Origin of the sequence: Pedobacter sp. B4-66 (assembly GCF_018492665.1) — a bacterium.
Lineage (GTDB): Bacteria > Bacteroidota > Bacteroidia > Sphingobacteriales > Sphingobacteriaceae > Pedobacter.
In genome coordinates, this window is sequence record NZ_JAFVME010000005.1 from 280,052 (window position 1) to 301,290 (window position 21,239).

23 protein-coding genes are annotated in these 21,239 nt (G+C 38.0%); 9 read left to right on the forward strand and 14 right to left on the reverse strand.

Going from position 1 to position 21,239, the window contains the following annotated elements:
* The first annotated feature begins 43 nt into the window (after positions 1–43).
* Positions 44–703, forward strand: coding sequence for a phosphatidylserine decarboxylase family protein (locus J1905_RS10610; RefSeq protein WP_214227242.1), 660 nt, complete (start codon positions 44–46; stop codon positions 701–703).
* A gap of 57 nt (positions 704–760) precedes the next feature.
* On the opposite strand, the gene J1905_RS10615 is transcribed toward J1905_RS10610, so the two are convergent.
* From J1905_RS10615 to J1905_RS10640, 6 genes are all read right to left on the reverse strand, one after another.
* Entirely contained in the window at positions 761–1,885 is a 1,125-nt protein-coding gene (locus tag J1905_RS10615; protein ID WP_214227243.1) for a mechanosensitive ion channel family protein, read from the reverse strand.
* A 128-nt stretch (positions 1,886–2,013) separates the two neighbouring features.
* Entirely contained in the window at positions 2,014–2,361 is a 348-nt protein-coding gene (rplS, locus tag J1905_RS10620; RefSeq protein WP_048908108.1) for a 50S ribosomal protein L19, read from the reverse strand.
* 172 nt (positions 2,362–2,533) lie between these two features.
* Entirely contained in the window at positions 2,534–2,698 is a 165-nt protein-coding gene (locus tag J1905_RS10625) for a hypothetical protein (RefSeq protein ID WP_214227244.1), read from the reverse strand.
* A gap of 321 nt (positions 2,699–3,019) precedes the next feature.
* Complete coding sequence (trmD, locus tag J1905_RS10630) at positions 3,020–3,697, reverse strand: tRNA (guanosine(37)-N1)-methyltransferase TrmD (RefSeq protein WP_214227245.1); 678 nt, start codon at positions 3,695–3,697, stop codon at positions 3,020–3,022.
* Positions 3,698–3,712: 15 nt separating this feature from the next.
* A complete protein-coding gene (rimM, locus tag J1905_RS10635; RefSeq protein ID WP_173089653.1) occupies positions 3,713–4,240 on the reverse strand; it encodes a ribosome maturation factor RimM in 528 nt (175 codons plus the stop codon).
* 134 nt (positions 4,241–4,374) lie between these two features.
* On the reverse strand, positions 4,375–4,944 hold the full coding sequence (locus J1905_RS10640; RefSeq protein WP_173089652.1) for a 30S ribosomal protein S16: 570 nt from the start codon (positions 4,942–4,944) through the stop codon (positions 4,375–4,377).
* Positions 4,945–5,104: 160 nt separating this feature from the next.
* On the opposite strand from J1905_RS10640, the gene J1905_RS10645 reads away from it, so the two are divergent.
* Complete coding sequence (locus tag J1905_RS10645) at positions 5,105–5,623, forward strand: 5' nucleotidase, NT5C type (protein ID WP_250318072.1); 519 nt, start codon at positions 5,105–5,107, stop codon at positions 5,621–5,623.
* Between the two features lie 43 nt (positions 5,624–5,666).
* Complete coding sequence (locus J1905_RS10650) at positions 5,667–5,987, forward strand: YbjQ family protein (protein ID WP_173089651.1); 321 nt, start codon at positions 5,667–5,669, stop codon at positions 5,985–5,987.
* A 38-nt stretch (positions 5,988–6,025) separates the two neighbouring features.
* On the opposite strand, the gene pfkA is transcribed toward J1905_RS10650, so the two are convergent.
* The 4 genes from pfkA to J1905_RS10670 form a co-directional block, all read right to left on the reverse strand.
* The gene (gene pfkA / locus J1905_RS10655) at positions 6,026–7,009 is read right to left on the reverse strand and encodes a 6-phosphofructokinase (protein WP_214227246.1); all 984 of its coding nucleotides are present in this window, start codon (positions 7,007–7,009) and stop codon (positions 6,026–6,028) included.
* Entirely contained in the window at positions 7,002–8,720 is a 1,719-nt protein-coding gene (locus J1905_RS10660; protein WP_214227247.1) for a protein-disulfide reductase DsbD family protein, read from the reverse strand. Before J1905_RS10660 ends, pfkA begins: the two co-directional genes overlap by 8 nt.
* Before the next feature lie 206 nt (positions 8,721–8,926).
* The gene (locus tag J1905_RS10665; protein ID WP_214227248.1) at positions 8,927–9,376 is read right to left on the reverse strand and encodes a protein-disulfide reductase DsbD N-terminal domain-containing protein; all 450 of its coding nucleotides are present in this window, start codon (positions 9,374–9,376) and stop codon (positions 8,927–8,929) included.
* Between the two features lie 23 nt (positions 9,377–9,399).
* Positions 9,400–10,173: a biotin--[acetyl-CoA-carboxylase] ligase gene (locus J1905_RS10670; RefSeq protein ID WP_214227249.1), complete on the reverse strand. Its 774-nt coding sequence runs from the start codon at positions 10,171–10,173 to the stop codon at positions 9,400–9,402.
* Between the two features lie 41 nt (positions 10,174–10,214).
* On the opposite strand from J1905_RS10670, the gene rsfS reads away from it, so the two are divergent.
* The 4 genes from rsfS to J1905_RS10690 all read left to right on the forward strand — a co-directional run bounded on the left by rsfS (position 10,215) and on the right by J1905_RS10690 (position 14,562).
* Positions 10,215–10,589 (forward strand): ribosome silencing factor, encoded by a 375-nt coding sequence (gene rsfS, locus J1905_RS10675; protein WP_173089646.1) that lies wholly within the window; start codon positions 10,215–10,217, stop codon positions 10,587–10,589.
* Positions 10,590–10,619: 30 nt separating this feature from the next.
* A complete protein-coding gene (ftsH, locus tag J1905_RS10680) occupies positions 10,620–12,710 on the forward strand; it encodes an ATP-dependent zinc metalloprotease FtsH (protein ID WP_214227250.1) in 2,091 nt (696 codons plus the stop codon).
* Positions 12,711–12,769: 59 nt separating this feature from the next.
* Positions 12,770–13,414, forward strand: a complete 645-nt coding sequence (locus tag J1905_RS10685) for a LutC/YkgG family protein (protein ID WP_173089644.1) — start codon at positions 12,770–12,772, stop codon at positions 13,412–13,414.
* A 65-nt stretch (positions 13,415–13,479) separates the two neighbouring features.
* The gene (locus J1905_RS10690; RefSeq protein ID WP_214227251.1) at positions 13,480–14,562 is read left to right on the forward strand and encodes a 3-oxoacyl-ACP synthase III family protein; all 1,083 of its coding nucleotides are present in this window, start codon (positions 13,480–13,482) and stop codon (positions 14,560–14,562) included.
* Between the two features lie 397 nt (positions 14,563–14,959).
* Here J1905_RS10690 and J1905_RS10695 read toward each other — a convergent pair whose 3' ends face one another.
* The 4 genes from J1905_RS10695 to J1905_RS10710 are packed head-to-tail and all read right to left on the reverse strand — an operon-like array spanning position 14,960 to position 17,521.
* The gene (locus J1905_RS10695; protein ID WP_214227252.1) at positions 14,960–15,703 is read right to left on the reverse strand and encodes a zinc ribbon domain-containing protein; all 744 of its coding nucleotides are present in this window, start codon (positions 15,701–15,703) and stop codon (positions 14,960–14,962) included.
* Positions 15,703–16,800 (reverse strand): Nif3-like dinuclear metal center hexameric protein, encoded by a 1,098-nt coding sequence (locus J1905_RS10700; protein ID WP_214227253.1) that lies wholly within the window; start codon positions 16,798–16,800, stop codon positions 15,703–15,705. The genes J1905_RS10695 and J1905_RS10700 overlap by 1 nt, the downstream gene beginning before the upstream one ends.
* A 51-nt stretch (positions 16,801–16,851) precedes the next feature.
* Complete coding sequence (locus J1905_RS10705; protein WP_214227254.1) at positions 16,852–17,211, reverse strand: TM2 domain-containing protein; 360 nt, start codon at positions 17,209–17,211, stop codon at positions 16,852–16,854.
* Positions 17,204–17,521, reverse strand: a complete 318-nt coding sequence (locus J1905_RS10710) for a DUF2752 domain-containing protein (protein ID WP_214227255.1) — start codon at positions 17,519–17,521, stop codon at positions 17,204–17,206. Before J1905_RS10710 ends, J1905_RS10705 begins: the two co-directional genes overlap by 8 nt.
* A 79-nt stretch (positions 17,522–17,600) precedes the next feature.
* Between J1905_RS10710 and mfd the strand changes: the two genes are divergently transcribed.
* Together mfd and J1905_RS10720 are read left to right on the forward strand one after the other, a co-directional pair.
* A complete protein-coding gene (mfd, locus tag J1905_RS10715) occupies positions 17,601–20,942 on the forward strand; it encodes a transcription-repair coupling factor (RefSeq protein WP_214227256.1) in 3,342 nt (1,113 codons plus the stop codon).
* 11 nt (positions 20,943–20,953) lie between these two features.
* The gene (locus J1905_RS10720; RefSeq protein ID WP_214227257.1) at positions 20,954–21,172 is read left to right on the forward strand and encodes a DUF3820 family protein; all 219 of its coding nucleotides are present in this window, start codon (positions 20,954–20,956) and stop codon (positions 21,170–21,172) included.
* The last annotated feature ends 67 nt before the right edge of the window (positions 21,173–21,239 follow it).

The following is a 21,239-nucleotide window of genomic DNA, read 5'->3' on the forward strand; positions in this document are numbered from 1 at the left end:
ATATTTTTTTCCCAATTTTGCACTACACATATTACTAAACAGAATGACCATACACAAAGAAGGATACACCACTATAGCAGTATCATTGCTCTTCATATTTATTATTAATGCCGTTGTTGACTATAAATTTGCAGACCTTACCTGGTTAAGGTGGTTTATATATATTTTCTCTTTTGCACTGTTTGTTATCGTACTACAGTTCTTCAGAAACCCAAGTCGCACATTTACTACAGGCGAGAACCTGGTAATTTGCCCTGCTGATGGAAAAGTTGTTGTTATAGAAGAAACTGAGGAAGGCGAGTACTTTAAAGATAAAAGATTACAGGTATCTATATTTATGTCACCTGTAAATGTGCACATCAATAGAAACCCAATCTCCGGAGTGGTTAAGTTCTTTAAATATCATCCAGGTAAATATCTGGCTGCATGGAATCCAAAGTCATCAACAGAAAACGAACGTACCACCGTTGTGGTTGAACATAAAAATGGCACACCGGTATTATTCAGACAAATTGCAGGAGCTCTTGCAAGACGTATTGTTTGGTATGTTAAAGAAGGTGATAATGTTGCTCAAACTGAACAATTTGGCTTTATTAAATTTGGATCAAGAGTAGATATCTTTTTACCAATCGGTACAAAGGTTAACCTTGAACTTGATCAAGTTGTAAAAGGAGGAATTACTGTTCTAGCCGAACTTTCTTAGAGGACTTTCTCCACACAAAAAGAGGCCTGATCATCACATGATGATCAGGCCTCTTTTTTATGCCAGTTTTTCTCCGGACGGGGCATCACTTACCGACCGTTGCGTTGGATAAGCAAACTCAGACTTATAGGTTTCCACGATTTCAATAAGCTTAAAATTAATATCTTCCTTTACCTTAACATACTTGCTGTGCTCCATACTTATTACCAGATACACAACCTGCACGTGCAATGCAAAATCACCAAAATTATCAAAGGTGGCATAACCATCTCTGGTATTTATATTATTTTTTAGATATTCATTAATAGCTTCTACTATTTTCTTTACATCCTCACTCTTTGTTTCGTAGGTTAACCCTATCTGAAAGTTTACTCTTCTGTAATCCCTCAAAGTAACATTTTCCAGCACCCCATCAATCATTGCCCTGTTTGGGATAACAATAGTCGTCTTGTCCGGACTTATTAGCCAGGTGCTCCGAAAACCAACCTTCTGAATGGTTCCTTCAATTCCATCAACCTTAACTACGTCACCAACGGTAAAAGGCTTGTCTAAAAATATAGTGAAAGACCCAATTAAGTTCTCTAAACTCTCTTTTGCTGCCAGAGCAATAGCTATACCTCCAATACCTAAACCAGTAATTAGCGTCAACACATTAACCTCGAAAACAAAACCAAGCAGCACAAAGAATCCTAAAAAGCAAATTAAAGTCTTCGTTAGCTCTTTTAAGAATGGGATTAACTGATCATCGGCCTTATTATTGGTTAATGATGCCTTATACTTTAAGACGTGAGCTATAAAGTCAATAATTCTTAAAATGATCCAGAATATTGAAAGGATGATAAGGAATAAAAAAATCTTGTCAACACAGTCGCCTATACTCACCTCAAGCTTAGATTTCGACCTATGCCACATAATGACATCAAGAGGATATTTTAATTGATTTACGGCGAGATAAAGCGTGCAAAAGGTAATGAAAGATTCGATCGGTTTTAAAAGTAAAGCCACAAAGGTGTTGTCTTTAATATCTTCCGCAAATTTTTTAAATGCAGTAAAAATTAAAAGGCTAAACAAACGAGACACTAGTCTTTTAAAAATGAGGCCCAACAATATGAATCCTACAAAAAGGCAATATTGCTTTATTGTATTACCCCAAAATACCTGATCGAAAAAATTAATATCCATAGATTTTACCAATTGTTTTAAAATAACGACAAACAAGAATCAATTAACACAACCAAGCGTGGTGCCAGCGCAAACAAAAAAACCTCCCCGATATAATCGGGAAGGTCATTATGCTTTTCCTAAAAGAATTAAACTCTTTTAGATTTGATACGAGCTGCTTTACCGGTTAATTCACGTAGATAGAATAATTTCGATCTACGAACTTTACCGTGACTGTTAACTTCAACTTTAGCGATGTTTGGAGAATTTATCGGGAAGATACGTTCCACACCAACACCATTAGACATTTTACGAACGGTAAACGTTTCGTTAGCGCCAACGCTATTACGTTGTAATACTACGCCTTGGTAAATTTGAATACGTTCTTTATTACCTTCGCGAATTTTATAGTGAACACTCACTGTATCTCCTGATTTGAATGCAGGAAACTCATTTTTTGCGATTACCTGCTCTTCAACAAATTTTACTAAATCCATGATTTTAAGCTATTAAGCCGATTTTTTGTTGTTTAAAATCGGACTGCAATATTAGGAATTTTATTTTAAAAATAAAAGCGATTTTTATTTTTTTCCACATTCTTTATTATTTCCACATTATCAAAAGCCAACCTGCTGCCAACAAAGCCCCTGAAATCGGCTTTAAAGCGCCCTATATAACTAAACGATAACATCCACTCAGCGTTATGATGTTAATCATCAAATTCTTTAAATCTTCAAAATAAGTTTCCTGATTTATCAATGCGCCTATCTCCATATTAAACATAACCTCAAGTTTTCTCACCATTTCGTAAGGAATATCTGCCTTATCAGTCACTTTTAGCTTCCTGTAATTATTAAAAGTATCTGAAGCAATTGCAAGCTCCGCGCAATAATTTTTTAAGTGATAGCCAAATTTATAGGTAATTTTTTATGGCACTAAAGAGTATAGTCGACGAGCTACTCAAAAAGTTTGAAGTGCATCCAACCACCTTCTTTCAAACGGGAGTAACTACATAAAACACCACAAAGGCTCATGGGCAACCAAAAAGGAGAATATTTTGATCTAAAGAACACCCTAAAAATTTGCAAAGAGATGCCTACAACGCTAAAAGATCAAATATAAAGATAAGATGATTTCGCTTCTAAGTAAAGAAGACTAATCTTCAAGCAAATCAGGGCGCCGTTGTTGCGTTCTGGCAAGCGCCTGGTCATGACGCCATTCATTGATTTTGGCCTCATGTCCGCTTAACAGAACATCCGGAACCTTATAACCATTCCAGTCAGCCGGGCGGGTATAAACTGGAGCATCTAATAACTCCCCCTGAAAGCTATCAGACAATGCCGATGTCTCATCATTCAGAACCCCAGGAATAAGCCTTACAATTGCATCAACCAAAACAGCCGCAGGGAGCTCTCCACCAGACAAAACGTAATCCCCGATAGAAATCTCGCGTGTAACAAATAAATCGCGTATACGCTGATCTATACCTTTATAGTGACCACACAGAATCATTATGTTACCCATTCCGGATAATTCATTCGCTATCGTCTGGTTAAAAGTCACACCATCCGGACTCATAAAAATTACCTCATCGTAATCGCGTTCCGCTTTTAGCCCTTCAATGCACCTGGCAAAAGGCTCAATAGACATCACCATTCCGCTGCCCCCACCATAAGGATAATCATCTACACTTTTTTGCTTGTTTGTAGCATAGTCCCTAAGGTTATGCACCACTATTTCAGCAATCCCCTTCTTCTGAGCACGTTGCAAAATAGAATGAGCAAAAGGACTATCTAAAAGCCCAGGTAAAACGGTTATAATGTCGAAACGCATGATGCAAAGATAAAATTAAGCATTGATATATATGTCCAATAAACCCTCAGGCAAATCAACAAGCATAGTACCTTCATCCTCATCAATCTCAACAATCATGTCATCATTTAAAGGAAACAAGATCTCTTTACTCTGATAAGATACTGTTGCAACAAATTGCTGAGGGTACTCATTTACTTCAATGATTTCACCAAGCTCACCATGTGTCTCATCAAAAACAACGAAACCTTTTAAATCATTATAATGAAAATCTTCATCAGAACGATCAGGCATCTTAGTTAAAGGCAGATAGATTTTCTTTCTTAAAAGAGGTTGGGCTTTATCAATATGATCAATATCGTCAAAATAGAAATTACCCGTATTGTTTGTCTGAAGCTTATAGGTAGATACAAAGAAAGGTACCATTTTGCCATTTATATCTGCAAAAACTACATCTAGATCAAGCAGATCCGGCTCATCATATTCAAAAAATAACTGAACTTCACCCTTCAATCCTTTTGTTTTGGTGATGTATCCTATATAAAATGCTTCTTCTATTTTCATTGGTATATTAATTAAACGTTCTCTCAAACGCTCAGGATGACGAGAACAGACTTCCACCTCAAAAGTCCAAATAAAAAAAATAGCGAAGAAATCATTTAAAAGATTCTTCGCTATTATTCAGAATAACAAAAATACTATGCTTCTTCTTTGTTTTCTTCTGTACCTTCTGCAGCAGGAGCTTCTTCAGTTGCAGCTTCAGCTACTGGAGCCTCTTCAACAACTTCTTCTTCTACAACTTCTTCTACCGGTGCATTTTTAATTGCAAGGGCAGCAGCACGGTCAGCATTTTTCTTAGCTTCAGCAGCTAAAGCCGCTTTTCTAACTTCATCTTTCGATTTAGTTAAGCCATCTTTTTTACCTTCAATTCTACCGTCTTTAGCGCTTAACCACTCAGCAAATTTAACTTCTGCTTGTTCTGCTGTTAACGCACCTTTTTTAACACCACCTTCTAAGTGTTTTTTGTATAAAACACCTTTGTAAGAAAGGATAGCACGACAAGTATCCGTAGGCTCAGCACCTTTGTTTACCCAGTCTAAAGTTTTGTCAAAGTTAATCTCGATAGTAGCTGGATTGGTGTTTGGGTTGTATGAACCTAAACGCTCAATGAATTTACCATCTCTTGGTGAACGGGAATCCGCTACCACAACGTGGAAAAAAGGTTTACCTTTTTTACCGAATCTTTGCAATCTGATTTTAGTTGCCATTTCTCTTTAAGTTTATGTATTCAACATAGTTCCCGGAGCTTCATGCTTGCGGGGCTGCAAAAGTAAGTAAAATACTAATGATTAACAAGATGCAATAATTTTAAATTCATTTAACATAACTATCTCCCCAATTAAAGATATTTGGGACAAACGACATACAATGAGAATAGCCATAGACATGGACGAGGTTTTAGCCGATCCAATACACAAATTTATACACCTTTATAACCGCGACCACGGAATCCCACTTGATTTAGTTATCGAGCCAGGAAATGAAATTTACCACCACATGCCCGAACACATCAACCAAAAATGGTTCGACTATATTAATGAAAAAGGTTTTTTCAGAGACCTCCCACTAATAGAAGGCAGTGTAGAAGCCGTAAAGAAACTCCAAGAGCATCATGATGTTTACATTGTTTCTGCAGCAACTGAATTCAGAAACTCTCTCGAAGACAAACTTGACTGGCTTTCAGACCATTTCCCCTTTATTACCTGGAGGAATATCATGTTCTGCGGAGATAAAATTGTTGATGTAGATGTAATGATTGACGATAGAGCTAAAAACTTTATTGGCTTTAAAGGCAGAAAACTATTATTCTCCTCTCCACACAATTTATTGTTAACAGACTATGAGCGTGTAGATACATGGCAACAGGTACTGGAAAAATTATTGTAACAAATTCATAAAGTCATCATCAAACCTAAAAAACAATTAAAAAATGCTAATTACAACAACCAATTCAGTAGAAGGCAAAAAAGTAGTTAAATACATAGGCCTTGTAAGTGGCGAAACCATTATCGGTGCCAATATTTTTAAAGATCTATTTGCCGGAATACGAGACATCGTTGGAGGCAGATCAGGATCGTATGAACAAGTATTAAGAGAAGGCAAAAATACTGCAATCAATGAGATGCAGCAATATGCAGCCGCAATGGGCGCAAATGCAATTATTGGAGTAGATTTAGATTATGAAACAGTGGGTAGTGGGGGCAGCATGCTAATGGTAGCTGCAACAGGAACCGCAGTAATAATAGAATAACAAAGCAAAGGCCCTAAAAATTTAGGGCCTTTGCTTTGTTATAATGATAATATCTCTACCAGTTTTAACCAGGCAGGACTAATCTCTTTTGCATCAATGTGCTTTATGGCGTGATTAAATGGAGTAAAAACAATTTCCTTATTCTTTTGTCCAACCATTACACCTGTCTGGCCCGCTATGAGCCCCTCTACAGCAACCACACCTAAACGGCTAGCCAAAACCCTATCCATACAACTTGGTTTACCACCACGCTGAATATGGCCTAATACAGAAACTCTGATATCATAAGTAGGGAATTTCTTTTTCAATGCCTCGCCAACATTAAAACCACCACCAATTTCATCACCCTCAGCAACAATAATTATTTTCGAAGCTTTATCCTTACGGCCAGTTTCAAGTCTGGTAATCAAACCATCAATACCCATATTTGCCTCAGGAATCATAATCGCCTCAGCGCCTACACCGATACCACTTCTTAAAGCAATAAGGCCAGAATCACGGCCCATAACTTCAACAATAAATAAACGGTCATGTGACTCTGCTGTATCTCTAATTTTATCTACAGCATTAATAACCGTATTAATTGCAGTATCATAACCAATTGTAAAATCGGTTCCTTCAAGATCATTGTCAATAGTTCCAGGCAAACCAATAACAGGGAAATCAAATTCGTGAGTAAACAAATCTGCTCCTGTAAAAGTACCATCACCACCAATAACAATTAATGCATCAATGTTATTTTTCTTTAATTGGTCGTAAGCCTGCTCTCTTCCTTCCTTGGTTCTGAATGAATCACTCCTTGCCGTCTTTAAAATAGTTCCGCCACGTTGAATGATATTTGCTACCGACTTACGGTCCATCTCAATAAAGTCACCATTCACCAGTCCTTCGTAGCCTCTTAAAATACCAGTAACCTGTAAATCGTAGTAAACTGCTGCCCTTACTACTGCTCTTATTGCAGCGTTCATTCCGGGAGCATCGCCTCCAGATGTTAATACACCTATGTTTTTAATCTTATTCATTTGGTTTTTCAGCTTGTTTGAATTTATCTAAACCACTTTGTAAATATGCAGCATATTCTTTTGCATCAAAAATTGCTCCCTGTGGTTTAACCAGGGGATTTAAATCATATCCCGCCAATACATAGAAAGGCTGAGAGTTAGATCCATATTTTGTAGCCTGGAAATCACCGTTCCATTTACCCAGATCATCTGTAGTTGTTCTCAGAATTTCTGAATAGTGAACTTTTTCCTTAGGCATTTTAATTTTGCGTTCATCTACATAAAGCTGTATCAACACGTATTCATTAATTATACGTTTTACCTCAGCGTTTATCCATACATTATCTTCCATTTTACGGCAGTTAACACACGACCAACCCGTAAAATCGATCATTACCGGTTTATTTACCTTCTTAGCATACGCCAATCCCTCTTCTAAATCGAAAAATGGATTAAAACCTATTGGCTTTTTAAATACATTATCATATTTCACTTTAGAAGGAAACTCATTATCCACCTTTGTTTCCGACGATCCATTGCCACTAAGAATAAAATCCTGAGTATTCATTGGTGGTGCCAAACCACTTAAAACACTTACCGGCGCACCCCATAAACCAGGCACCATATAAACGGCAAATGAAAATGAAAATATAGCAAGAAACAACCTTGGTACCGAAACGTATGGCAAATCACTGTCATGCGAAAACTTAAGCTTTCCTAATAAATAAAGCCCCATTAAAAAGAAGATCACGATCCACAATACAAGGAACACCTCGCGATCGAACCATTCCCAATGCCAAACTAAATCTGCAGCAGAAAGAAACTTCAATGCTAAAGCAAGCTCAAGAAAACCAAGACAAACTTTCACACTATTTAACCATCCGCCTGATTTAGGCATGCTGCTTAAAAAGCCAGGGAATATTGCCGACAATGTAAATGGAAGTGCTAAAGCTAACGAAAAGCCAAACATCCCAACTGCCGGAGCAAGTAGCTCCCCTTTTGAACTCGCATCTACAAGTAATGTTCCTATAATAGGCCCTGTACATGAAAATGAAACTAAAGCCAGAGAAGCGGCCATAAAAAATATGCCCCCTAAACCCTTGCTGTTATCAGCCTTATTGTCAATTTTATTAACAAAAGAACTTGGTAATGTGATCTCGAAAGCTCCAAAAAAGGAGATTGCAAAAACCACTAGTAATATAAAGAAGAAGAAGTTAAACAACCCGCTGCTACTTAACGCATTTAAACCAGCAGAGCCAAATATTACGGTAATTAGCAACCCAAAAGCAACATAAATAACAATGATTGAAAGCCCATAAATAAGCGCCTGACCAATTCCTTTGGTTTTACTACCCGCCCTTTTAGTAAAATAACTAATAGTAAGCGGTACCATCGGGAATATACATGGCATCAAAAAGGCTAAAAAACCTCCAACAAGACCGGCAATAAAAGTTTGCCAAAGTGTTTTTTTATGATCAGCCTCATCAGATGAAACTGCTGCAACAGGTTTATCCTGTACTTTTTGTACTGTAGCGCCCTGTTCTATGGTATCTTTTTTTACAGTATCCTTTACAATGTTGTTTGCTGCACTATCCTGTGCAGATCCAACTTCAGTAAACACCAGATCATCTGTTCCGGTCGAATCCTGACTCTGAGTAGCGGCAAATCCATGCCCCGTAAATGTTATAACAAAAAGAAAGAACAAGCTCAGTGTTAAAAGTATTTTTTTCATCCGCATTCCTATTTCCTGTTTTAAACACCACAAAAACATTCGTTTTCATGATGAGGGCGTGAAATTACTTATAATTTTTTATTTAAAGGTTGTGTTGTAGCCCCTAAGCATTAATTTTACCATGAGCTAATAATCTTTTAAAACGCCTTAAACAAAAAAAGGGCATTTTGAAAACTCAAAACGCCCTTCCTTTTATCTCTATCCGATTACTTTACCGGAATACTGAAACTTACTTCCTCAGGAGGTAAACATTGCTTGTCGTTACAAACCATAAATTCTACTTTACCCTTAACAGTAGTAGCCCCTGTATTCAATTTAATTTTTTGCTGAAAAATTACTCCATTTCCGAAATAGCTAACATTCATTTTAAAATTCTCATCGTAATAATTTATTGGTTTTGGCTCTGTCGTTTTTCCAACCAGGGTAAAATCCTTTGAAGGCGTAAAAGTAAATTCTGTTTTACTTGGTCCACCCGGCTTTACATGCTGAGAATAAATGTGCCACCCATCTTCAATATTCGCTTTAATATAAAGTACGGCTTCTGTTTTGCTCACTTTCTTTGCAACATATGCCCAGGTAACAGGTCTCTCAATTTGAGCCACCGCTCCTAAAACTGTAAATAAGACTAATGATAATACCAAACTTATTCTTTTCATCTGTAATTGTTTTTTTATTTTTTCTAATCCTTTAAAAATTCGACCTCTTTAAAGTTATATATTCTTTCCTTACCGGAGGTAAAAAGAATTAATTGTCCTGCCTCCGTAATTCCGGTTAATGTAGCTTCAAAAACCTCGCCATTCTGTCTGTATAAACCCAATTTGTTAAATTTGTACAGGTTTTCAAGGTAATATTTCATCAGGCTATTGTAATTTCCTGTTTTCAATTTGAGGTATTCACTTTCAATACAACCACAAACTTCTGCTAATAGCTCAATTAAATTAACATCGTGCTGTAAAATTTCATATAACGAAGTTGCTACATTAGTCTTTTCAACATCAAATTTTTGCTGATTAACGTTCAATCCTATGCCAACAATGCTTGATTTAAATGCTGTCCCGGAGATACTATTTTCTATTAAAACACCCCCAATTTTACGGCCTTTATAGTAAATATCATTAGGCCATTTCACCTTCACTCCATCCCTCACAAAGTGCCCTAATGCCTTGTTAATCGCATTACTAACAGCAATATTTAGCATAAACTGCTTGTTTATAGGTAGAAATGCAGGCTTCAAAAATATACTGAAAGTAAGGTTTAGTCCAGGCTCACTATACCAGGCGTTTTCCTGTTGCCCTCTGCCCGCAAATTGGTTATCTGCCATAATAACAGTCCCTTCGGGTAATGGCTCGGAATTTGACACCATCATCTTTAAAAAGTTATTAGTAGAATCAACCGCTGATAATCTGATAAGATTTTGACCAACAAATAATGTTGAAAAAGTGTTATTTTGCAAGTGTTGATTGTATATTTGTTTATCAAAATTAAAACATTTTAATGGTAAAAAAGAAAATTGTAAACCTTTCTACATACCTCTCAGAAATAGCCGTACATGGCATACAGGAAAAAAAAGGCAATGATATTGTCCGCCTGGACCTAAGAGATTTAAACAGTTCCGTTTCTGACTACTTTATCATCTGCAGTGCAACTTCAGCCACTCAGGTTAAGGCTATTGCCGACAGTGTAGAAGAAGAAATCTATAAAAATACCCAAACTAATCCGTGGCGCAAAGAGGGACAAGAAGCTGCTGAATGGATAATCCTGGATTATTTTGATGTTGTAGTCCACATATTTAAAACTGAAAAGCGAGACTTTTACGGGATAGAAGACCTATGGGGCGATGCCCAGGCAACCTCCTATAAAAGCGCATAATCATTTACTTCCACATTTTTTGATATAACGATGAAAGAGAACCCGAATACAAAACCCAAATTAATAAAGAGAATTCCAAATATTCCGAAGAAGCCTCAAAAAGGTTCCAAATTCAATATATTTTGGGTTTATGCAGCAATTATTTTAGGCCTGATATTACTACAGTTCCTATTTAGCACCGATAACAGCAAGAAAATTACCTATCCACAGTTCGAAAAAGAAATGTTGTTGACTGGTGATGTACAAAAACTGATCGCCTACAAACACGAAGACCTTGTAAAGGTTGAAGTATATATTAAAAAGGACAAAATAGATCAGCCGAAGTATAAAGAATACCAAAGTAAAAGTAATTTCGGTCCAAATAATGGCCCTTTGGCTTATTTTACTGCCGGATCAATGGATGCGCTTGATACACAATTAAAAGATTCGCAGAAAAACCTTCCTCCAGATCAGCAGATTTTAGCAGAAAAAGAAACCAGACAAAGCTCATTTAACTCATGGTTCTTCACTGTAATTATCCCTGTCCTATTATTCATAGGCTTCTGGATCTTCATTATGCGCCGCATGGGCGGTGGAGCTGGTGGTGGTGGCGGTCAGATTTTCAATATCGGAAAATCTAAAGCAACCCTTTTCGATAAAGAAAGCCAGGTAAATGTAACGTTTAATGATGTTGCAGGCCTTGAAGAAGCAAAACAAGAGGTAATGGAAATTGTAGATTTCCTTAAAAACCCGAAAAAATACACCAACCTGGGTGGTAAAATACCTAAAGGGGCACTACTAGTTGGCTCACCAGGTACTGGTAAAACATTATTGGCTAAAGCTGTTGCCGGCGAAGCACAAGTTCCATTCTTCTCACTTTCAGGTTCTGATTTCGTTGAAATGTTTGTGGGTGTTGGAGCATCACGTGTTCGTGATTTGTTTAAACAAGCTAAAGACAAAGCACCTTGTATCATCTTTATTGATGAGGTAGATGCCATTGGCCGTGCCCGTGGTAAAAACAGTATGATGGGTGGTAATGATGAGCGCGAAAACACCTTAAATCAATTATTGGTTGAAATGGATGGTTTCGGTACTGATTCGGGAATTATTATTCTTGCAGCTACCAACAGACCGGATGTGTTAGACGCGGCATTGTTAAGACCAGGAAGGTTTGACAGACAAATCTCAATCGATAAACCAGATTTAGTTGGTCGTGAGCAGATTTTCAAAGTTCACCTTACCCCTATTAAAACATCTCAGGAAGTTGATGCTAAAAAACTTTCTGCTCAAACTCCGGGCTTTGCAGGAGCTGAAATTGCCAACGTTTGTAATGAGGCTGCCCTTATCGCTGCCCGTCGCAATAAAGAAAGCGTTGACATGCAAGACTTCCAGGATGCAATTGACCGTGTTATTGGTGGTTTAGAGAAGAAAAACAAAATCATCTCTCCAGAAGAAAAAAGAATAGTTGCTTATCACGAAGCTGGTCACGCAATTGCAGGTTGGTACCTGGAGCATGCAGATCCACTTGTAAAAGTATCTATTGTTCCTCGTGGTGTTGCCGCTTTAGGATATGCACAATACTTACCTAAAGAGCAGTTTTTATACACTACTGAGCAATTAACTGACGGCATGTGTATGACAATGGGTGGTAGAGTAGCTGAAGACATTGTATTCGGTAAAATCTCTACAGGAGCACAAAATGACCTTGAGAGAATTACCAAGCTATCTTACGCAATGGTTACTATCTACGGCATGAACAGCACCATCGGTAATGTTTCATTCCACGACCCTCAAAATGAGTACAACTTCAATAAACCATACTCAGAGAAAACATCTGAAATGATTGATAACGAAGTTCGTATACTAATTTCAGAGGTTTACGAAAGAACAAAACAATTGCTTATAGATAAAAGAGATGGCTTAGAAAAGCTTGCTCAGAAACTAATAGAAAAAGAGATTCTTTTCCAGGCAGATTTAGAAGAAATCTTAGGAAAACGTCCTTTTGACAACCGTACTACTTACGACGAGTTTGTAAACGGTACAGGCGATCAAAAGCCTGCTGCAGAAGGCCTTTTACATGAAGGTGTTGGTGAAACAACTGATCCATCAGCTTCTATCACGCCAGCTAATACAGAGTCTTAATTACAATATTTATGGGGCAGCCATTTCGCAATAACGAAATGGCTGCAAATCCCTTTTTTATGCAAGAAAATATTTCCTCCAAAGAGTTAATGCTGAAAAAGATAAGGAAGGCGCTTCTTGAAAAAAGAGACAACCCTTATCCAAACCTAGAAGATACCCCACTATACACTGAAAATACAGAGTACCCCGAGGTATTATTTGCAGAACAACTTACTGCCGTTTCAGGAAACTTCATTTACTGTGAAAACGGAATAGAGTTTATTGAAAACATCCTTCAGCTTGCAGACCGTTTTAACTGGCGTAAAATTTACTGCTGGGAGCCCGAATTGCAAGAACTATTATCAGAATACGAATTCCCCTTTTATAAAACAGACAAAGATTTTGACCTTGCAGAGGTCGGAATTACACTCTGCGAAGCACTAATAGCGCGTAATGGATCAGTTATGGTTTCCAACCAAAATGCAGCCGGCCGCAGGTTAAGTATCTTCCCTCATCACCACATTGTTATTGCCAGAACCGGACAACTTGTAATGGATCTTAAAGACGCATTTAAGCTTATTAAAGATAAGTATGGCAATCAAATTCCATCAATGATCAGCACCATTACAGGACCAAGCAGAACAGCAGATATTGAAAAAACTTTGGTTCTCGGAGCTCATGGACCAAAAGAATTATTTGTATTTTTAATTGAAGATTTCGCTTAAAATTTTTATTTCTAATATAATAGTTCTATTTTTATACTGTATACCAAAACAGTCTGCGGTTCATAATGAGCAATAAAACAAACTTACACTCGGTTATTACAGGTACAGGTAGCTATATTCCCGAAAACGTCATTACTGGCGCCTCTTTTTTGAACTCTACATTTTACGATAATGGGGTGGCTTTAGAAAAAGACATCAACGAAGTAATAAACAAATTTGCAGAGATCACAGAGATCCTGGAAAGACGTTATGTAGATGATAATATTGTAAATAGCGACATCGCTGCAATAGCAGCTCAACGCGCGATTGATGATGCCAGAATAGACAAAGAATCATTAGATCACATCATCTTCTGTCATAATTTCGGAGACGTAAGAAGCGGCAGCAACAGAATGGATATTCTTCCTTCTTTGGCGGCCAAAGTAAAGCAAACACTTCACATCAAAAACCCTGACTGTGTTGCATACGACATCGTTTTTGGTTGCCCGGGCTGGGTACAAGGTGCAATACAAGCCAATTATCTAATTCAAAGTGGTGACGCTAAAAAAGTAATGGTTATTGGCGCAGAAACACTATCAAGAATAACTGACCCTCACGATCGCGACAGCATGATCTTTTCTGATGGCGCTGCAGCCGTTATTTTTGAAGCTCAGGATTCAGAAAACCCTTTAGGAATCATTGCCCATAAAACTCAAACTTTTGCGGTTGATTATGCTTCATTACTGGTAATGGGCAAAAGCAATAATCCTAACGAATCTAATGGCAATACATACCTTAAAATGAACGGCCGCAAGCTTTATGAGTTTGCTGTTATAAATGTTCCTCAGGTGGTGAAAAAGGCTATAGATAAGGCAGGAATAGACATTAGTGACATCAAGACTGTTTTCATACATCAAGCAAACGGAAAAATGGATACCGCCATCATGAAGCGCCTATTTAAGCTTTACAATCTGGATAACGTACCCGAAAACCTTGTTCCTATGACCATTTCCTGGTTAGGCAATAGCTCAGTAGCTACCATACCTACCCTTTTGGATCTTGTTCTTAAGGAAAAAGTGGAAGGCTATAAAGTAAAGAAAGGTGAATATGCAGTATTTGCATCAGTGGGCGCAGGAATGCACATCAACGCTTTTGTCTATCGTTTTTAGCCCGTAAGCTTAATCAACACTTTCATCTATTCATTTTTAATGCCGGCTTTTGCTTTTGGGAAGTTCCCCTTCGTTTCATAGATCTTCCCAATCTGTAATGCAAAATTAACGCAGAATAAGTTCCTGTATCGCCTTTTGATAAAGACCCCCGCCCCCAACAAGGTTTCCGTCTTTAATGCAAGAAACGCCTTTATTTTGCTGCATTTCTTTAAGCAAAAATTCTTCCACAAAACGGTATACCAAACCTCATCTTGAAATAAACTACCCATGACAAACCTAAAGGCCAAGACTACGTTCTAATCAACCTATTTTTGGACGGGACAATGAATAAAAAAAGACCAGAACATAATTCCGGCCTTTTAATAAATCTTTTTACTCGATATTCTTTTTTGCTCGCTTAAGCTGGCAATTCTTCCTGAGTAAGCGCTTCATCAACTAAGATTCTTCCGCAATGCTCGCAAACAATGATTTTTTTGCGTTGACGGATATCTAATTGACGTTGAGGTGGAATCTGGTTGAAACAACCTGAACATGAATCACGATCAATGGTAACAACAGCAAGGCCGTTATTAGCATTACCTCTTAATCTCTTATAAGCTGTTAAAAGTCTCTCCTCGATTTGAGTTTCAGCCTTTTCAGCTTTTTTATTCAACGACTGCTCTTCTTTTTCAGTTTCAGCGGTGATTGTTTGTAATTCCCCTCTTTTTATCTCAAGATCTTTTTTCCTTGACTCTAAATCAGCAAGCGCTTTTTCATAAACGTCAGTTTTTGAAGTAATGTCAAAACCAAACTCTCTGATTTTTTTCTCGCAAACCTGAATTTCAAGAGTCTGAATCTCAACCTCTTTAGTTAAAGCGTCGTACTCACGATTGTTTTTAACATCTTTTAACTGGGTCTCGTATTTTTTGATCAGGCCTTGAGCTTCCTTGATCATATTTTTACGCGTTACAATGGCATCTTCAGTATCATCCAATTCACTTTTGAATTTTTGTATACGTGTTTCCAGTCCTTCAACCTCATCTTCAAGGTCAGCTACTTCCATTGGTAATTCACCACGTATCTGACGTATTTTATCGATCTTAGTATGTAAGGTTTGTAATTCGTATAAAGCTTTTAGCTTTTGCTCTACAGTTTGTTCCATTAAATGAAATAATTTATGGGGTTTGTTTTATGCTCCGTTAAACGGATTGCAAAGTTAGGAAATTTTTCTTGAATAATATCTATCAACAAATTAGATGTAAATTGTTCACTCTCAAAGTGTCCGATATCAGCGATAACCAATTTTTCATCTGCATCAAAAAACTCATGGTATTTAAAATCGGCCGTTACAAAAGCATCAGCTCCTGCAGCAATGGCGTCCTTAAGCAGAAAACTGCCTGATCCACCGCAAACCGCAACCTTTCTAATCCGTTTAGGCAGCAATTTAGTGTGTCTAATCACTACCGCATCCATCCTGTCCTTAACCAAATTCAGAAAGTCTTTTCCGTCCATTTCATCTTCAAGCCAGCCAATCATTCCTGCTCCAACCGTTTCTAAACGGTTTTCCAGGGCGTAAATATCGTAGGCAACTTCCTCATAAGGATGATTTTCAAACAAGGCTAAAAGCACTTTTCTCTCGTCCTGAGCTAAAAATACCGTTTCAATTCTTATTTCAGGTTCATGATGCTGAACACCCTTTTCGCCTACAAATGCATTGGTATCATCGCCTCCTTTAAATGTTCCGGTGCCTTCAGTATTAAAACTACACTCGCTGTAGTCACTAATTTGACCCGCTCCTGCCTCAAACAATGCAGATCTTAGCACCGAAGCCTGAGCAGTCGGACAAAATGTCACTAGTTTTTTCAAAAGAGATCCTTTAGGACTCAAAATCTTGATGTTTTTTAGTCCAAGGCGCTGACTGATTACTCCATTAACGCCATATTTCACATGATCAAGATTAGTATGAATAGCATACAATGCAATATTATGCCTAATTGCTTTCAATACAACCCGCTCCACATAGTTTTTACCCGTAAGCTTTTTAAGCCCTTTAAAAACTATTGGATGATGCGTGATTATCAAATTACAATTCTGAGCAATCGCTTCATCCACAATGGCCTCTGTACAATCAAGTGCAACCAGAGCCCCATGTATATCCTGATCAGGATGCCCAATCAGTAGTCCCGAATTATCATAATCTTCCTGATAATTTAAAGGAGCAAACGCTTCCAGATGCTTTATTAAAATCGCTAATCTCATAAAATGTAAATTTACAATAATTGCTACGGCGTTAATCTATCTATGAAGAAATTACTGAATATTTCCCATTTTAACCATTTGCAAACTTTCAAATACCATACGCTGATTGTACTCAAAAGCAAGATTCTTATGGTTTACTAAATCAATTATAGTTCCTATAAAGCACAATCCGATCGTAAAGAAATACAACACCCCCATACCAATCTGGTTCACCAAAAACCTTGGTAATCCCGGAACAAAGAACCCTAAAATGCAATAAAGCACCATATCATCCGGATTTCTTCTTTTGCTTCCGTAAATCATCAAAAACCCTCTCAACTGTTGTTCACTAAATCCAGTAGTTGCAGTCTGCAAGTACGAATATTCCTGAGGCGTGATACCCGGTAACGACATAAATGGTGAATCAAACATATCCTTCCTCCTTATATTTTAAAAATTTAACACTTAATTTTATCAGCACAACAATCCTGTATACAATAATCAGCAGGGCGGGTATTCCAAACCAATGGAGCTTAATGCTCTCTGCAACATTACCATGAAACAACTGCGTTAACGCTCTTCCAATTCCACATCCCGGACACCAATCTATCCCCATGTTTGCCAGCGGACAAAGGGTAAAATGATGTTCATGTCCATACAATTCTGGTTTTGCTAAAGCTAGCAACACTAAAGCCGATATCCAAAAAATGAGTTCTAATGGTATGCGGCTCAGCATTTTCATGTTATCCTCTTTTTACTTTAGATTGATTAATAGACACATTGTTACATCTAAAGCTAATCATAAATCTTACATTTGTGTTGTGAACATCCGCGACTTAATTAATCGATACAAAACAGATGAACGCGTTGTAGCATTGGCAAAGGCCCTTAACTCGGGCAAAGGTAATAAACTTCAACTAAAAGGACTAGTTGGTTCTGCCGATGCAACAATTGCAATAGCTACCTATTTTCTGCTCCACAAACCAATATTATTTGTGTTACCGGATAGGGAAGAGGCGTCTTATTTTCTGGCCGATCTGGAAAGCATTCTGGATAAAGAAGTCCTTTTATTTCCATCTTCTTTCCGAAAAGCTTTCGAATTTACACAGGTAGATACCGCAAATGTACTTGCCAGGGCCGAAGTATTAAACGAACTAAACCACCATTCTGAATATGGAAAAATAGTAGTTACATACCCCGAAGCCCTCGCAGAAAAAGTAATAAACCGCTCTGTTCTCGAGAAAAACACCCTTGAAATCAGTCTGGGAGCTAAGCTAGGCATCGATTTCATCAACGAGTTTCTAATCGATTATGAGTTTAACCGCACCGAGTTTGTTTATGAGCCCGGTCAGTTTTCAATCCGCGGTGGTATAGTAGATATTTTCTCTTTCTCACACGATTTGCCTTACCGAATAGAGTTTTTTGGTGATGAAATTGAAAGCATCCGTACTTTCGAAATAGAAAGTCAACTATCAGTAGAGGATGTAAAAAGCCTTACCATCATCCCAAATGTTCAATCTAAATACCTAACAGAAAGCAACATTAGCTTGCTTGATTATATAGAAAACGACACTCAGCTCTGGTTTAAGGATGTAGAGTTTACCCTCGACATCATCAAATCCGGCTATAAAAAAGCTGTTGAACTTTGGAAAGCTTTACTGGTAAAAGAAAAACAGGAAAACCAAGACTGGATAGAGCCTAAATTCGCCTTTACTGATGAGAAAATGACAGCAGATATGCTTCAGGATTTCCTTTTAGTAGAGTTTGGAAAGCAGTTCTTCTACAAAACAGAGCAGACTTTTCAGTTCGAAACCAAACCTCAGCCATCCTTTAATAAAGATTTTAGCCTGCTTATTCATAACATTAAAGAGAATGAAAAGCAAGGCATCCATAACTTCATATTTAGCTCCTCAACCAAGCAAACCGAACGTTTATACGCCATACTAGACGACATAGACAAAACGGCAAAGTTTACCCCGGTAAACATTCCTTTAAGAGAAGGATTTGTAGATGCACAACAACATGTGGCCTTTTATACAGACCACCAGATTTTCGATCGTTTCTACAAATACAAGCTTAAAAGGGGTTATCAACGCAGTCAGGCTATCACTTTAAAAGAACTTAGAGATTTAAAGCCCGGCGATTTTGTAACCCATATAGACCATGGAATAGGCAAGTATGCCGGTTTAGAAAAGGTAGAAGTAAACGGAAAAACTCAGGAAATGATCCGTTTGGTATATGCAGACAACGATCTGCTGTATGTAAACATCAACTCCTTAAACCGCATTGCAAAATATAGCGGAAAAGATGGCACAGCGCCTAAAATGAACAAGCTTGGTACCGAAGCATGGGACAAGCTTAAAAAGACTACCAAAAAAAAAGTTAAAGATATAGCCCGCGATCTGATTAAGCTTTATGCCTTAAGAAAATCGCAGGTAGGTACTGCATTTTCACCAGATGGTTATCTGGAAACAGAACTGGAGGCATCTTTCATTTACGAAGATACCCCAGATCAGGAAAAGGCCACCAGCGACGTTAAAAAGGATATGGAAGCCCCACATCCAATGGATAGGCTTGTATGCGGCGACGTAGGTTTTGGTAAAACAGAGATCGCTATACGTGCTGCCTTTAAAGCCGTTGCAAACGGCAAACAAGCTGCTGTTTTAGTGCCAACCACCATTTTAGCCCTGCAACATTTTAAAACCTTCTCAGGCCGCTTAAAAGACTTTCCTTGCACTGTCGATTACATCAACCGCTTTAAAACCAACAAGCAGATAAAAGAGACGCTTGCTAATGTAGCAGAAGGAAAAGTCGACATCATTATCGGCACACATCGCTTGCTTAGCAATGATGTAAAATTCAAGGATCTGGGCATCATGATTATCGATGAGGAACAGAAATTCGGCGTTACATCAAAAGAAAAACTGAAGGCGCTAAGGGTAAATGTAGACACCCTAACCCTTACTGCAACACCGATTCCACGTACCCTGCACTTCTCGTTAATGGGAGCGAGGGATCTTTCAATCATGAGCACTCCGCCACCAAACAGGCAGGCCGTAAATACAGAATTACACGTTTTTAACGATAAATTAATCCAGGAATCTGTTCAATATGAACTTGATCGTGGTGGACAGGTATTCTTTATCCATAACCGTGTAAACGATCTTCCTCAATTGGGTGGTTTAATACAAAAACTGGTTCCAAAAGCACGCATCGGTATTGCCCACGGGCAACTTGATGGCGATGCTCTCGAAGATGTAATGCTCGATTTCATTAACGGTGAAAAAGATGTATTGGTAGCCACAACAATTATTGAGGCTGGTTTGGATATTCCAAACGCTAATACAATCATCATTAACCACGCCCATATGTTTGGACTAAGCGACCTGCACCAAATGCGTGGCAGGGTAGGTAGATCCAACAAAAAGGCTTTCTGTTACCTGCTTAGTCCACCGCTTTCTACGTTAACTTCCGAAGCGCGCAAAAGGCTAAGTGCAATAGAAGAGTTTTCGGACCTTGGGAGCGGCTTTAACATCGCCATGAGGGATTTAGACATCCGGGGTAGTGGAAACCTGCTAGGAGCGGAGCAAAGTGGCTTTATCGCCGAGATAGGATTCGAAATGTACCATAAAATCCTTGACGAAGCCATTCAGGAGCTAAAAGCCGACGAATTTAAAGGCTTATTTAAGGATGAACCTGAACGTGCATTTGTTACTTTTACGCAGATAGACACCGATTTGGAATTGTACATCCCGGATGATTATGTAACCAACATTACCGAAAGGTATAATTTATATACTGAACTATCTAAAATAGAAAACGAAACGCAGTTAAAAGCCTTTGAGCTAAGTTTAAAAGACAGATTTGGGCCTGTTCCAAAGCCTGTTAAAACTATGCTTAATGTGCTAAGATTGCAATGGGTAGCCAAAAAACTAGCTTTCGAGAAGATAACCTTTAAAAAGGGAACTTTACGTGGTTATTTCATTACTGACAAGCAATCATCATTCTTTGATTCAACAATGTTCAATAAAATATTGCACTTTGCGCAGGTTCACCCTCGATTGTGCAACTTGAAAGAAGTTAAAGACAGCCTCAGAATTGCCTTTGACAACCTTAACACAGTTGATGAAGCAGTAGAAATGCTCGAAATGGTGGTCAATTAATTTAAAGCTAAATGAATCCCCAAATACTGAAAGATCTGGTAACCATGCAGATGCCATTTGGCAAATATAAAGGGCGTATTTTGTGCGATTTGCCAGAAACCTATCTGGTTTGGTTTCATACAAAAGGTTTTCCTCCGGGAAAACTTGGCGAAATGCTTGGTACGCTTTATGAAATTAAATTGAATGGGTTGGAGTATTTGCTTCAACCGTTAAGAAATCCTAAGCGCTAATTCTATTTTAAAATCACATCTTTTTGAAGTGTATTCTGCTACTCAAAACTGTTCGACCAGTCTTCGG

Bases quoted from the DNA above. Each gene is read 5' to 3' on its own strand.
- J1905_RS10610 (WP_214227242.1), top strand. From the start codon at position 44: ATGACCATACACAAAGAAGGATACACCACTATAGCAGTATCATTGCTC.
- J1905_RS10615 (WP_214227243.1), bottom strand. From the start codon at position 1,885: ATGGATATTAATTTTTTCGATCAGGTATTTTGGGGTAATACAATAAAG.
- rplS (WP_048908108.1), bottom strand. From the start codon at position 2,361: ATGGATTTAGTAAAATTTGTTGAAGAGCAGGTAATCGCAAAAAATGAG.
- trmD (WP_214227245.1), bottom strand. From the start codon at position 3,697: ATGCGTTTCGACATTATAACCGTTTTACCTGGGCTTTTAGATAGTCCT.
- rimM (WP_173089653.1), bottom strand. From the start codon at position 4,240: ATGAAAATAGAAGAAGCATTTTATATAGGATACATCACCAAAACAAAA.
- J1905_RS10640 (WP_173089652.1), bottom strand. From the start codon at position 4,944: ATGGCAACTAAAATCAGATTGCAAAGATTCGGTAAAAAAGGTAAACCT.
- J1905_RS10645 (WP_250318072.1), top strand. From the start codon at position 5,105: ATGAGAATAGCCATAGACATGGACGAGGTTTTAGCCGATCCAATACAC.
- J1905_RS10650 (WP_173089651.1), top strand. From the start codon at position 5,667: ATGCTAATTACAACAACCAATTCAGTAGAAGGCAAAAAAGTAGTTAAA.
- pfkA (WP_214227246.1), bottom strand. From the start codon at position 7,009: ATGAATAAGATTAAAAACATAGGTGTATTAACATCTGGAGGCGATGCT.
- J1905_RS10660 (WP_214227247.1), bottom strand. From the start codon at position 8,720: ATGAAAAAAATACTTTTAACACTGAGCTTGTTCTTTCTTTTTGTTATA.
- J1905_RS10665 (WP_214227248.1), bottom strand. From the start codon at position 9,376: ATGAAAAGAATAAGTTTGGTATTATCATTAGTCTTATTTACAGTTTTA.
- rsfS (WP_173089646.1), top strand. From the start codon at position 10,215: ATGGTAAAAAAGAAAATTGTAAACCTTTCTACATACCTCTCAGAAATA.
- ftsH (WP_214227250.1), top strand. From the start codon at position 10,620: ATGAAAGAGAACCCGAATACAAAACCCAAATTAATAAAGAGAATTCCA.
- J1905_RS10685 (WP_173089644.1), top strand. From the start codon at position 12,770: ATGCAAGAAAATATTTCCTCCAAAGAGTTAATGCTGAAAAAGATAAGG.
- J1905_RS10690 (WP_214227251.1), top strand. From the start codon at position 13,480: ATGAGCAATAAAACAAACTTACACTCGGTTATTACAGGTACAGGTAGC.
- J1905_RS10695 (WP_214227252.1), bottom strand. From the start codon at position 15,703: ATGGAACAAACTGTAGAGCAAAAGCTAAAAGCTTTATACGAATTACAA.
- J1905_RS10700 (WP_214227253.1), bottom strand. From the start codon at position 16,800: ATGAGATTAGCGATTTTAATAAAGCATCTGGAAGCGTTTGCTCCTTTA.
- J1905_RS10705 (WP_214227254.1), bottom strand. From the start codon at position 17,211: ATGTTTGATTCACCATTTATGTCGTTACCGGGTATCACGCCTCAGGAA.
- J1905_RS10710 (WP_214227255.1), bottom strand. From the start codon at position 17,521: ATGAAAATGCTGAGCCGCATACCATTAGAACTCATTTTTTGGATATCG.
- J1905_RS10720 (WP_214227257.1), top strand. From the start codon at position 20,954: ATGAATCCCCAAATACTGAAAGATCTGGTAACCATGCAGATGCCATTT.